Origin of the sequence: Levilactobacillus muriae, assembly GCF_045862015.1 — a bacterium.
Classification (GTDB): domain Bacteria; phylum Bacillota; class Bacilli; order Lactobacillales; family Lactobacillaceae; genus Levilactobacillus; species Levilactobacillus muriae.
The window spans coordinates 14,818-27,656 of record NZ_BAAFRU010000009.1; the positions used below are offsets into that span (position 1 = coordinate 14,818).

13 protein-coding genes are annotated in these 12,839 nt (G+C 48.9%); 2 read left to right on the forward strand and 11 right to left on the reverse strand.

Translation table 11 applies throughout. The annotated features are described in order from the left end of the window. Positions 1 to 146: 146 nt before the first annotated feature. Positions 147 to 2,921 (forward strand): YhgE/Pip family protein, encoded by a 2,775-nt coding sequence (locus ACKTSF_RS07735; protein WP_407888201.1) that lies wholly within the window; start codon positions 147 to 149, stop codon positions 2,919 to 2,921. 310 nt (positions 2,922 to 3,231) lie between these two features. On the opposite strand, the gene ACKTSF_RS07740 is transcribed toward ACKTSF_RS07735, so the two are convergent. After that, a complete protein-coding gene (locus ACKTSF_RS07740) occupies positions 3,232 to 3,645 on the reverse strand; it encodes an OsmC family protein (protein ID WP_407888203.1) in 414 nt (137 codons plus the stop codon). Between the two features lie 14 nt (positions 3,646 to 3,659). Beyond that, the gene (locus ACKTSF_RS07745) at positions 3,660 to 4,097 is read right to left on the reverse strand and encodes an OsmC family protein (RefSeq protein ID WP_407888205.1); all 438 of its coding nucleotides are present in this window, start codon (positions 4,095 to 4,097) and stop codon (positions 3,660 to 3,662) included. Positions 4,098 to 4,281: 184 nt separating this feature from the next. On the opposite strand from ACKTSF_RS07745, the gene ACKTSF_RS07750 reads away from it, so the two are divergent. Then, positions 4,282 to 4,686, forward strand: coding sequence for a MarR family winged helix-turn-helix transcriptional regulator (locus tag ACKTSF_RS07750; RefSeq protein ID WP_407888207.1), 405 nt, complete (start codon positions 4,282 to 4,284; stop codon positions 4,684 to 4,686). A gap of 55 nt (positions 4,687 to 4,741) precedes the next feature. On the opposite strand, the gene pepI is transcribed toward ACKTSF_RS07750, so the two are convergent. The 9 genes from pepI to ACKTSF_RS07795 all read right to left on the reverse strand — a co-directional run bounded on the left by pepI (position 4,742) and on the right by ACKTSF_RS07795 (position 12,769). Next, the gene (pepI, locus tag ACKTSF_RS07755; RefSeq protein ID WP_407888209.1) at positions 4,742 to 5,626 is read right to left on the reverse strand and encodes a proline iminopeptidase; all 885 of its coding nucleotides are present in this window, start codon (positions 5,624 to 5,626) and stop codon (positions 4,742 to 4,744) included. Between the two features lie 28 nt (positions 5,627 to 5,654). Further along, on the reverse strand, positions 5,655 to 5,870 hold the full coding sequence (locus ACKTSF_RS07760; protein WP_407888211.1) for a hypothetical protein: 216 nt from the start codon (positions 5,868 to 5,870) through the stop codon (positions 5,655 to 5,657). A 305-nt stretch (positions 5,871 to 6,175) separates the two neighbouring features. Continuing rightward, entirely contained in the window at positions 6,176 to 6,721 is a 546-nt protein-coding gene (locus ACKTSF_RS07765) for a DUF1097 domain-containing protein (protein ID WP_407888213.1), read from the reverse strand. Between the two features lie 210 nt (positions 6,722 to 6,931). Continuing rightward, positions 6,932 to 7,525, reverse strand: a complete 594-nt coding sequence (locus ACKTSF_RS07770) for a type 1 glutamine amidotransferase (RefSeq protein ID WP_407888215.1) — start codon at positions 7,523 to 7,525, stop codon at positions 6,932 to 6,934. A 167-nt stretch (positions 7,526 to 7,692) separates the two neighbouring features. After that, positions 7,693 to 8,535, reverse strand: a complete 843-nt coding sequence (locus tag ACKTSF_RS07775) for an SDR family NAD(P)-dependent oxidoreductase (protein WP_407888426.1) — start codon at positions 8,533 to 8,535, stop codon at positions 7,693 to 7,695. Between the two features lie 249 nt (positions 8,536 to 8,784). After that, positions 8,785 to 9,663, reverse strand: a complete 879-nt coding sequence (locus tag ACKTSF_RS07780) for a PfkB family carbohydrate kinase (protein WP_407888217.1) — start codon at positions 9,661 to 9,663, stop codon at positions 8,785 to 8,787. Continuing rightward, complete coding sequence (locus tag ACKTSF_RS07785) at positions 9,660 to 11,030, reverse strand: purine-cytosine permease family protein (protein ID WP_407888219.1); 1,371 nt, start codon at positions 11,028 to 11,030, stop codon at positions 9,660 to 9,662. Before ACKTSF_RS07785 ends, ACKTSF_RS07780 begins: the two co-directional genes overlap by 4 nt. 19 nt (positions 11,031 to 11,049) lie before the next feature. Further along, the gene (locus ACKTSF_RS07790) at positions 11,050 to 12,054 is read right to left on the reverse strand and encodes an ADP-ribosylglycohydrolase family protein (protein ID WP_407888221.1); all 1,005 of its coding nucleotides are present in this window, start codon (positions 12,052 to 12,054) and stop codon (positions 11,050 to 11,052) included. A 19-nt stretch (positions 12,055 to 12,073) separates the two neighbouring features. Then, the gene (locus tag ACKTSF_RS07795) at positions 12,074 to 12,769 is read right to left on the reverse strand and encodes a GntR family transcriptional regulator (RefSeq protein WP_407888223.1); all 696 of its coding nucleotides are present in this window, start codon (positions 12,767 to 12,769) and stop codon (positions 12,074 to 12,076) included. Between the last annotated feature and the right edge of the window lie 70 nt (positions 12,770 to 12,839).

Sequence of the window (12,839 nt, forward strand, 5' to 3'; positions counted from 1 at the left end):
GTTAGACCCCAGATGTGGCAAAAGTGCGGTTTAATCCTCAAACTAAGCCGTTCTGTTGTGGACGGTCTATCATGAGACGTTTATGCTTTGGCCACACATGAGGTTTATTTTGACCCTAGCGTACCACATCAAAGGGGGAGTCACCGATGATTCGAGCCGAATGGCGTTATTTAATCAAACACAAGTTACTATTGATCGTATTGGCAGTAATCATGTTGATCCCATCAATTTATGCCGTCACATTTCTTAAGTCCATGTGGGACCCGTATGGCAAGCTGAATGACTTGCCGATTGCTGTCGTCAATCAGGATCACGCCGTGCATTATCAGGGAAAGACACTCGCAGCTGGACAAAATTTAACGACTAACCTCAGGCACTCGACGGCCATGAAATTCATCCCCGTCAGTCACGAGGCAACTGCCAAGCACGGGCTTAAAAACGGCACCTATTACATGGTCATCACGATTCCCAAAAACTTTTCGCACGACGCGACGACTCTGATGCAGGCAACACCTCACCAGATGATCCTGCATGATGAAACGAGTGCCGGTCACAGTTTTATTGCGGCGAAGTTGACTGCCACAGCCGCAAAATCCGCCGCACAGTCGGTTAGCGATACCGTTACTCAAAGTTACGCCAAGACTATGTTTGCGACAATCAAACAACTTGGTACTGGGTTAACAACCGCTGGCAAGGGTAGTCATCAGCTAGCAACGGGCGGACAGCAACTTACCAAGGCCGATCAGAAGATTGCGACGGGACTAAACACTCTCGCCGCCAGCACGGTGAGCTTAAGAAATGGCGAAAACACGATCACCACTAAGCTCAATCAATACGTCAGCGGCGTACAACAAGCGCACAGCGGCAGCCAACAACTCACTACCGGCCTGGATCACCTGCTCAGCAAGTCCAACACCCTGATAACCGCCGTCCAGCAACTGGCAAGTGGGAGTCGGCGGGTCGCCAGCGGTGTAAATGCCTACACCCAAGGCACCACCCAACTGGCGACTGCAGCCGGAAAACTCGATGACGGGAGCCAAACTGTCAACAGCGGGACGCAGCGATATGTCGCCGGTGTTGCTACAACCAATACCGGTGCGCAAACACTCAGCCGAAAGATCACGAGTTTAGCGACCTCAACTCGACAATTAAGCAGTCACACCTCTCAGTTGGCCGTGGGTAGCCAGCAATTAACTAGCAACTTTACAAAGCTAGTAACCGGCAGTACCGCTCTCACCAGCGGCCTCAAGCAACTGCAAGCCGGGCTGAAATCTTCTCAGAGTCAACAACAGCAGCTTAAGCAAGCTGTCACACAACTCGCAGTTAACCAGCAAACTAACAGCGCGGTGACGCAAGACGCCGCTAAACTCCAGACAGCCCTCGATACCCTGAATAGCGATAACCGTCGTCAGAACACCGCGCTACAGAGCAAGCTTGCGGCAACTGCGGACGCTCAGGGATTGACTGGCGCTCAAAAAGCGGCAATGCTTAAAGCCGCCAGCGACAGCACCACTACCACCAGCGACACCAGCACAGCCCAATCAGCCGCCAAGCAACTGAGTCACGACTTAGCTGACCTCAAGGCATCCAACGCGACCGTTTCCGGCCTCCAGAACACCCTCACCAAGGCCGTGAGCGCCCAAACTAACCTAACCACCGGTTTAACCGCTCTAACGACTAACGCCGCAACCTTAACCAGCAGTATCCAACAAGCCAACCGGGCCCTAATACAACTCAACACGGGGATCGGTACACTGGCTACCTCGACACCTACACTGACCAGTGGCACAACCCAACTGGCCAAAGGCGCCGCACAACTCGCGTCGGGAACGCATGAGCTCACGACTAAGGGGCAGCAGCTCACTCAGGGAACTGGCCAGCTCGTCACTGGTAGTCGACAGCTCGCATCAGGTGGCCAACGGCTCGTTGCCAAGACCCCTAGTTTGACGACGGGCGTGACCGCCCTCACAACCGGCCTCACTAGCTTGAATCGGCAGACTCCGCAACTCCAAGTGGGCGTTAGTCAACTTGCGAGCGGCGCTGACACACTGAACACCGGACTGGCCACACTGGTCGCTAACGGTCCGAAGCTGACAGCCGCGATGATCAGCGCTACAGCTGGTTCAGATGCTCTTCATTCTGGCACTAATCAGCTCGCAACCGGTGCTGCACAGACCGTATCCGGTGCAGCCAAGGTTCAGTCTGGAAATGCCAAATTAGCAACAACGCTCCATCGTGCTGGTCGCCGTGCCGCCGTTCATCCCTCTCAGCTGACCTACAAGCAGTTTGCTCACCCCGCGACCACAGCACACAGCGATCCCGACAGCGCCCCGAATAATGGGACGGGAATGGCGCCGTACATGATGTCCGTCTCCCTATTTGTGGGCGCATTGGCCTTCAATCTGATGTTTGACATGTACACGCCCCGAAAGTATCCTCGGAGCGGCTGGGGCTGGTGGCTCGGTAAGGCTTCAATCATGACCGCTTTTGTGTTCGGTGAAGCCCTCTTTATGACAGGTCTACTGGCAACAATCGATGGTCTAGCGCCAATTCATCCGTGGGCAACGTTTACGATGTTGCTAGCCACCGGTGGCGCCTTCATGAGTATCGTCTATTGGCTCAACCTAGTACTAGGCAAGCCCGGTGCCTTCTTCAGCATGGTTCTGCTAGTCCTCCAACTGGGCGGTTCGGCGGGAACTTACCCTTTGCAACTGACCAACAATTTCTTCCGTGCGATCCATCCATGGCTACCGATGAGTTACTCGGTCGACGGTCTACGCGAAACGTTGATGATTGGTAATTCCGCAATCCCGGAAATGTTGGTCCTGTGCGCCGTCGTCCTAGTCTTCTCCGGAATGGGTATCCTGTTCTATGCGCGCCGACACAGTCGTATCAATGAAATGGATATTCCGGAACTTTGATTGCAAACGTAAAGCCTACTGGGGCCCATCCTGGTAGGCTTTTATGCGATAAAGTTCGTTAGTCACTGTGCGGTTCTGTCGTGATCTCCTCGACACGCTTCAGGGTACTTGTCCCGAAGTCTTCCGCTTGAAGTTAAATTTGCCTTACACTATTACTAATGTAAAAATCCCAGAATTTGTCGCAGCTTTTTCCCCGATTTAAGAAACTCTTTAACATTTTTGGGGATACCCCCGATGTTTCACATGAAACATTGTACAAAAAAGGCAGCCTCCCACTCACTGGAAAACTGCCTGGTTGTTGCTAAATTAGTTAAGAAACAACCGCAACTCCGGTGCGTTTAACAGGCACCGTATTGGTCAGATTATCCATCACAGGACAGGTATTCTCCGCAAAGTCCATGAACTCATGACACTTCTGCTTGGACTCATCGGTATTCAAGTGAACGGCAACGCCAATTCGATCCATGCCTGGTCGTTTGGCATCCCCAGACTTAGTCCCCTCCACCGTGTAGTAAAAGTCGCGGTAAGTAAAGTCTTGTTGCTTGTTGAAAGAGGCCATCACGATGGCTTCACACGCGCCTAACGCCTGTAGAATTGCCTCGTGAGAACTTACAGCTGCAGTTGAATCTGGCGCTAGCTTGACCTTAAAGTCCCGCACAGCGGCTTGATATTCATTCGGTTGATCCATACTGGTTACTTGGACTTTGAACGTTTCCATTGCCATGTTGAAGGCCTCCTTTAGACGATTTCGACTTGGTCTAGCACTACTGTGACCCCATGGCTGAGCATGTCTTCAATGGGGCAATTGGCTGCCACGAGGTCAGCAAAGGCCCCACACGCGGCCTGGGATTCGGTCGTCTTGAACTGTAAATTATAGCGAATTTCTTGGAACCCATTTCGGATATCTGGATCGCCCATAAATCCGGCTGCATCCAAATCGCCTTCTAAGTTGACCGTCATTTGCTCATAAGTGAACTTGTTTTTAGATGCTAATTTTGCTGCGGTCTCCTGTAAGGAAGTCCCCAGCGAACTCAGAACCAGCTCAACCGGGTTCATCCCTGTGTTGGTTCCACCCAAGCTCTCAGGCTCGTCGATGGTAGTGTGTACGCCACGGGAATGGACGTCAACTTGTAGACTGGATAAAGTCTTTCTGGCTGTTGCGTTATATCTTTCCATTGGTGTAGCCCCCTATTCCATGATCTGTAAAGCGCTTACATCCTCAGTATAACGAATCGTTGAGCAAAGTCAATAGTTAGCTAACTATCTATTTTGAAAGGAATAATGGTATAATAAAATCATAATTTCCCGAGGGTGGTGACTGACAATGACAACATCTCAATTCGATTTAGACAGCTGCATCATGTGCATTACATCCCGTAGCAGCAAGCTATTCGCCAGCAAATTTAACGACGCATTGGCCCCCATGGGTATCAATCGTAGCGCCTGGATGGCCCTCTACTACATCGACCAACACCAGCAAATTCGACAGCGAGACCTCGCCGAACTCGTCGGAATCACCGGTCCTAGCATGGTCAAGGTTGTCAATCAGCTGAGCACGGCTGATTTGATTACGGTTGCTGTCAGCGCACAGGATCACCGCGCCCGCTTGCTGGCACTAACGCCAGCTGGCACAGCACTTTTGACCAAGAGTATTCCCCTAGCCGAGGCGTTTCGCACTCAAGTCACAGCCGGAATTCCCCAAGCCGACCTCGATACCCTCGACCGGGTCATGGAACAGATGATGGCTAATGCCAATGACCTTTAATCGCGCAAATAACCCGCGTCAACTGACCACAATGGCCAGTTGACGCGGGTTTTCTTTAATCCTTTTTAGAAAGCCATCCGGTCAAACGATCCAGATAGGCCGGGGTCTCTTCGATGAAAGCCATGTGCCGGCTGTGGGCGAAGAGCGTCCACTCGGCGTGTGGCAGGTGATCCACCATGGTCTTAGCCACCAATGGGGTGCAGAGATCGTTGACACCACTAGTCACCAGCGTTGGTAGGTCCAGTTGTGCCAATTTATCGGTATACTCGTAGCTCTTGAGAGTGCCCGTTGGAAAATATTCATTCGGCCCCCAAGCGGTCGTATACGCAGCCGTCCCACTACGTTTGGGTCGGCGTAAAAATTCAGGTGATGCCGTCGTGATAGGGCCCGCGGCGTGGCGTGTCATGAAGTGCTGATTCGCCGTCAGGTAGGCTGGGGTCGTAAAGTCCCCACTTGCCTCGGCCTCAGCGATTGCTGCTTGGTCGTCCGGCACCATGAAGCCGATCATGCGATGTTGTTCCTGTTCCCACAACTTTGCGGAGGATAACGTACTGGCCAGAATCAAGCTTTGGACGCCCTGAGTCTGGTAGTCACACAGGTAAATGATAGCTAGCATACCCCCCCAAGACTGTCCCAGCAGGTGCACCCGATCTAACCCCAGGTACTCACGCAACGCCTGTAATTCGGCAATCCAAGTAGCCGCCTGCCAGAGACCGGGCTCATCCGGCATATCAGATTGGCCACAACCGAGCTGATCGTACATCACAACTGGACGCCCGGTACGTTCCGTTAGTGCATCGAATGCTTCAAAGTAATTGTGCGTTGACCCAGGACCACCGTGAAGGAGCAATAATGGTGTTAGCCCCGAGCTGAGGTCACCGACGACACGATAATACGTGCGATACTTTTGAAATGGCATATAACCTTCTGTAATTTGCATGAAAACACCTCACTTAGTCGTTAAGTCCCTATTGTGCGACGGACGGTATCCAGAATGGATCGGTCCGTTGCACGACAGTCATAAAAAAATCCTTGTTCCGCAAATGATCTGCAAAAACCTCACGGATAATCACGGCACCCATTTCTAGTCTCATCAAGAGCGCCGAAGCCATAGCCATCTGTTTGAACTTCTGCGTAATCTGACGTCCTTCGGCTACAAAAATCTCCCGAAGCAATGCACTCATCGTATCACTGTTATCTGGCGGCATAAAGTCACTTCAATAAATTCACTACATAAACTCCCACAACTATTAGATTTGCTTGTCTAATAATTGTGGGAGCTTTCATGACGTTTAACCTCTTTATGTGGACACCTTATAACCCGATTATTCTTTAGCATTTCACTAATTTCAAACCGACTTCAAAATTTTAATCAAGTATATAACCCAGCCAACGGTTACACCAATAAAGAGTGCATTTATATTGAGAAACAAGCATACGATAGCGGCTATTAACCAAATTGTTGATGAAATTATAATTTTTTTAGTTTTCATTCTAGTTCTTCTTTGTGCATCTCCTCAGTGCCGTCCTGCTTCCGTTCCGGAAAGAAACGGAACATGATGCGATTAAAGATGTCGGACGCATACCCAATCACAAAAATTCCTAACAGCATTGACCCGTAGAGCTGGATCACGAAGAGCGACCAGTTATGCACGGCCACATTCGTGATAATCAGCATTGTGGTTCCCCAAGCAATCAGCCATGCGGGAACAATCGTGAATTTTAGAATCGTCCCTTGTAGGAACAGAGCTAGAAAGGTCAGCAGGCCAAACATGATGGCACTAGGCCAGAGTGGCGCAATACTTGGCACCTGCAACAGTCGAAAGGCAACGAGACCCCAGATGATGCCGAGGGCAAAACTAGCTAGAATGTTCCAAAGCTTATCCTTGGGAAACCCAGCGCCGAAGAAATAGGAAACGGCGATAAAGGCCGCAGCCCCCATCCACAGCGACAGACCACCCATGATCAGGCTGTAGACCAGCGTGAAGAGTCCCACCCCGATGGCGTCAAACCAGACTTTTTTACTTATTTTCATGAAGTTACTCCTTAATCGTTAAAGCGTTTGCATAATTTGTGTAATTGTCAGTTTACAGGATTGCTGACGGAAGGGCAAGCGTTTTGGGTAAAACGTTATAACTCATGCCGCTGCACGCCTTATTGGCACCACCCTTTTGTTATTAATAATAATTAGTAACAAAGAGACCAGGTAACTCGCTGTCCGCGAATTACCTGGTCTCTTGGCCTTTTAGCCGGTTATATAATCCAGAATCCGATACATGGCTTGCTGATTTTCAGACGGTACAGCTGTGGTCAGAATATCCGCTGCGGGCTCCAAGTGAAACTGAAGCCCCACCACTCGGTGATTTAAGACATAACCTTGATTGATGACCCGATCGCTTGAAAATAGCAGCTGCGCCGTGGTAGGGATGGCAAACATTTCTTCATGCCAATGCAACACATTGAGCTGTTTAGGGAGTCCTGGAATCACGGTCGTCTGCCGATACACCGGTACCCAGCCAACCTCCTTAGCTGGGGCCTTAGTCACCGGATATCCCAACGTTTTGGTAATTTGCTGCGCACCAAAACAGACTCCTAGTATTGGCACATTCTGGCTCAGTAACTCGTGAATCAACTGTCGTTCCTGTTTGATCCACGGTAAGTCGTCATTGGGACTCATCGGTCCACCTAGAATTACCAGAAAGTCCGTTTCATCGGCCGTTGGCAGCTGACCGAACTGGTAGGGATGATAAACGTAAAGATCATGTCCTTGACGCTGTGCCCAGGCTGCAATGACCCCTGGTCCCTCATTGGGGGTGTGCTGTAAGACATTTATTCGCATAAAAATTCTCCTTCATCGACGGCAATGTTGGTAAAGGGATCGCCTGCAAGTCCCCAAGATACGGTTAAGTATAGCACTTCATGGTGACCATCGTTGTTTCACATGAAACATTCACGCACATAGAAAAGCCACCGTAGCAAGCTTGCCCACGGTGGCGATAACTTTATTTATTCTGGTTGGTCTGCGGAAATTGATAGATCGCGTTCTGCCTTGAATTCAGCTAATGACTTTTCGTATTTAGCGATAGCCATATCGGATGCAAACTTGCCCAGTGGTAAGTGCAGTGGCAAGTCAGCTGCATGATTGGTAACTTGGTCGTAAATGATGGCTGCGGCCTTGTCAGGGTCACCTGGTTCGTGGTGTGCACCAGTGGCACTCCCTTCGATATTGTCCGCAAATTTCTTGTAAGCGGCAATCTTAGGTTCAGCCTTTTGAGAAGAACGACCTGCCCAGTCAGTCCGGAAGCCACTTGGTTCAATTAACATGAACTTGATCCCTTGGTCAGCAACTTCTTGTGCTAGGGAATCCGTGATCCCTTCAACAGCATGCTTAGTCCCGTGGTAGAAGGACAGTGTTGGGAATGAGGCCAGACCGGCGATCGAAGAGAAGTTCACGATGATACCGGACTTTTGCGCCCGCATCGTTGGCAATACAGCACGCGTCATGTCGACCAAGCCCCAGACATTAACGTCAAACATGTAACGAACGGCGTCCCGATCGCTTTCCTCGAAAGTCCCAAAGTAACCTAACCCGGCGTTATTAATGAGCACGTCGAGACTGCCAAATTTATCCGTAGTGGCTTTGACGGCCGTCGCAATACCATCGCGGTTCGTCACATCCAAGGTCTGCTTTAAGATTTGGCCATGATCGTATTGATCCAAATAACCTAGTTGATCGGTGTGACGGGCGGTGGCCACCAAGTTCACGTCATCCTTTTGTGCCAAATAAATCGCTAGAGACTTTCCAAAACCCGTTGAAGTTCCCGTAATCAGCCATGTCTTTGTCAAAATCACTCACGCTCCTAAATTTTTAATGACCCTAGCCTACACCTTAGGGCCGGTGTAAGGTCAAGTCATTACCTCCGATTCAAGAAAAAACAGGACGTCTCTTCAAAATTTACGCAGGTCGACAGGTCGTGATTGCATCCACCAAGCAGGCGTCCCACATACGGTGTCGTTCGCAACAAAAAGGAGCTTGGGACAAAACCCCAAACTCCGTCTTTTGTTCCACTCTCGTCAAAATTTTCCTTTAGCACAGCATTAATAAAGACTGCCACTCTCCTGACCAACGACTTGAGCAGATAGCTTATTGGCTTGGCCAATCGCGTCTCTTAACGATTGACCAGCCATTAGACTCGCAATCAAGCCACCGCAATGCGTATCACCAGCACCAATCGTATTGACGACCGACACCTGCTCAGCTGCCAGTGTTTCTTCCGTCTGGCCATCGTAGTAGTACGTGCCTTTACCACCTAGAGTAATGATAACTGGACTGTGCGTTAAGTTAAAGATTTTTCGCGCCTTTGCCGTCAGGGTATCCCCGGCAGGCATCACTTGCGCGATTTCGTCTTCATTGCAATGGACCATGACATGATCCCTTAAAATCCCCTTCAGAACATCTGGCGTTATCTGGCCAATTCGAGGAGACGTATCAAAGAGGACATAGGCATTTAACGCCTTGTACTTCAATGCATCTAAAATAATCTTCGCTGACTGAGCATTCTCCAACTCATAGCCACTAATATAAATGTAGGCGTAATCCGTCATATTGATGCGATCAAACCAAGTGCTTTCCCATTGCTGTTCGATGCCATCAATCGTTAAGAAACTGCGCTCACCGTCCGGCTCGACTAACGATAAATCCCAGCCATTATCAGCACCGTTTACCGGTAGACTTAAAGGAATATGCTTACTGGTCAGATGATTTCTGACACGGTCAGCGTACTGCCCGACCCCGACTGGTACAAATAGATTCGCAGCCTGACTCGAATGCCGAATAGCGCCGTACACATTAAATGCCGAACCCCCAACGTGGTACGATTGGAGCTCTCCCGTAACATCCCCACCCGAAAATGGCAGGCGAGGAACGTTGACAACGACATCAACAAACGCTGCACCGAGGACTAAAGCTTTACTCATGAGTGAACCTCCTCAGTAACTTTGGGCCGACCGATAGCTTTAACCACAAACATACAGACGATCGCAACGATTGCCGAGATAAAAACACCCAAGCTATTGTTTCTAAAGATGCCATGGGCAAGTGGCCCATTCCAAATGGCATTATTCGTAAACATGAAACCTGTTGCCGTCGCAATTACCCAAGAGATAATGCCACCCCAATTATAATGCGTGTTTGAATCCGGTTTCATTAAATTCAATTCATAACCATCATTTCTAAACATCGCACTGTCACACAGGAAGATAGCTACCCAACTTGCCAAGCAAATCCCCAAGAAGTTCAAGAAGAGTTCGAAGTTTGAAAGAAAGTTACCGGAAATAAACAGAACGTAAACTGGAATCAAAATCACGATTGCCCCGTGAATCCCCAAGGATGTCTTCTGAGAGACTTGAATCCCCATAGTAGCTAGATTAATTCGCGCTGATCGTAGTGAAACGATACATTGGGGAATTAATCCGCCGGCGGCAACCAGGAAGTAAATCACCCCAATCCAGCTGGGCAGTGCCGAATACATCACGCCAAAGGGATTCCCAGTCGTTGCCAAGGATGGCTCAATCGTGCTGAGTAAGATGCCCCCCGCCATCAAGATGAACAGCGGTGCAGCGCCACCCATTGCCGTTCCCCAGAAAGTCGCGGATGGCCGCGTCGACGGCTTAACGTAGGCCCCCCAGTCGGCGGCTGCCATTGACCAGGAAATTCCGGAACCAGCAGCAACGATACTAACTGCCGGTAAGAAACCGCTGACCCAGCTCCCACTAGGTAAATTAAATGCAGCGTGCCAATCGGCCTTCATCAAGAAGAGACTTAAGATAACGACAGTCAAGGCCCCAAATATGTAGCTCAACCAAGTTTGAATCTTAGCAAGTGTGGCTTCCTTCAACAGTCCCGACAGAATTACCAGTCCGCCAAAGATAACTAACGCGACAGCTCGCGTAAAAGTGTTCGTTGGGATATTGAGAACCCCATACATAGAGATTAAGAGCATCGTCCCCGTGATCACGTTGACGGATAGCCAACCAACCATATTGACCCACGCAATGGTATTGGGAATTTTATTGCCATGAGTCCCATACGCAGCGCGACTTAATTTAAACGTCGTAATCCCTTCGCGCTGGCCAATCATGGCCACCCAACCTGGGACTAAGAACGACAAGGCCCCGAGCAAGGCGGCAAAGATCGCTTGAACAAAGGATAGGTGATAGGAAACAATCATTGCGCCGTAAACAAATCCCATAATACCAATGTTAGCGGCGAACCAATTATAGAATATTTTCCCCGGTGTCAACGTTTTATCGGCATCAGAAATTTTTACGATTTCATCGTTCATGATGACAGCCCTCCAAAGACTAGTGCGTCTTAAAATTCAGAATTTGATCAGCGTATGCCGTAATATTATGTTGTGGATTCTCTTCATCAATCGTCTGAATCCAAGTTGGATCAATCGACTTCAACCCATTCTTTGCCCCACAAATTGCCGTTGCCATGGCACCGATGGTATCCGTGTCGCCACCAAGATTGGCGCACATCAACGCACACTTTTTAACATCCCGCGCGTAGTAGGCGATTGCTAACGCAGCTGGAATACTTTCAGAAATCATGGTTCCCGTTCCGACTACTTCATAGATTGCCCGGCTAAACTTAGTCTCATCATCCTTAAACTCGTGAGCCAGCCGAACCCCTAATACTAACCGTTCATGAGTCTTGGCAGCCCAAGTTGCGCTCCCCAACTGATAACCTAAATCATTTGCATTGAGGGCGTATGTCACAACATCGTCCCAAGAATAATCTGCCATTGCGGCCGTAACAGCGCCAGCAATCATGCTAGCCCCACTGACAGCCACGTCGCTAGAATGCGTAATTCGACTAACCTCGTAGACCATTTGAACCAATTCATTGATTTGGTCCGGCGTAAACAATGTTCCTACGGGCGCAATTCGCATACCCGCACCGTTAGTCAAGGCCGTTGCCGTGATAGGTGCCGGGTCTTGACCTTCTTTGATGGCCTTCAGAGCTGCCTTACTGCTGGGGCCTAAAATGTTATTCTCCCAAGCCCCCACAGCGTCGGCCCAAGCCATAACGTGCTTCACCAAGTTTTTTTGATCGGGTTGCCAATTCGTTTCAATTAGGGAATCTAAAATAGCGAGTGCTTGATTGGTATCGTCCGTGTATTGTCCTTTAGTAAAGTTCAACGCAATATCGTTATTCTTTGGACCATCTAAAAACTTCGTAATCAAACCACCAAACTGCTGGCGAATTTTTTCAATTGGCCACAACTCGGAAGGCATACCCATTGCATCGCCGATCGCTTGACCATAAATGGTTCCTAAGACTTTATCTTTGCTTCTCTTCATCGAATGACGTCCCTTTCTCCTAAACCCCAACAACAAATTTAAAATTAGATTGATTACTGTAAATAACTTTGATCGTTTCTACCAACTCATTTTCACTCGTTCTTACCTGCCCGGTAACCTGTAACAATGGCTGGTTAGCCGCCACTTCCAGTAACTTAGCTTGTTCAGCCGTCGGTATGATTGGCGACACGAGGAGGTTAGCCGTTGCCGGATAAACTTTAAAGTCAGTTCTTAACGTTTGATACAAGGATTGTGTGGCAAAATCGTAGTGATCCAACCCTGGAAACGATTCAAGGTTGAGATGTGATTCATCCAAAGTCAGTTGAATTGTATGGTCACCCGACTTGATTCCCCGCAACCGTTGTAAAACGAGTTCTTGATCATCTAGAATCTCTTTCTTGAGCACCTTTGTGATGGGCTCTGCCCCAATTTGTAGCGCGTAATCTGAAAACCCTTTAAAATTAAACATATCAATTTTAGGATTTTTCAGTTTAACAAAGCTTCCTTTTCCCTGGACACGATCGATCATCTGTAAATCTTCCAAATCCTTCAAAGCCTTTTGAATCGTGGATCGCGTGACATCATAGTGCTCTGCATATTCAGATTCAGAAGGCAATTTATCTCCGGTTGCTCTGTTTTTTAAAATATCACTTTGAATATCCGCAACAATCTGTGCCCGGACACTCTGATTGCGTTTACGTTTATCAATGGCCATTTTTATCATTTCCTTTATTCGACTACTTGAGTACTCAAGTACATAATATGCTATCTTTTTAAAATGTCAA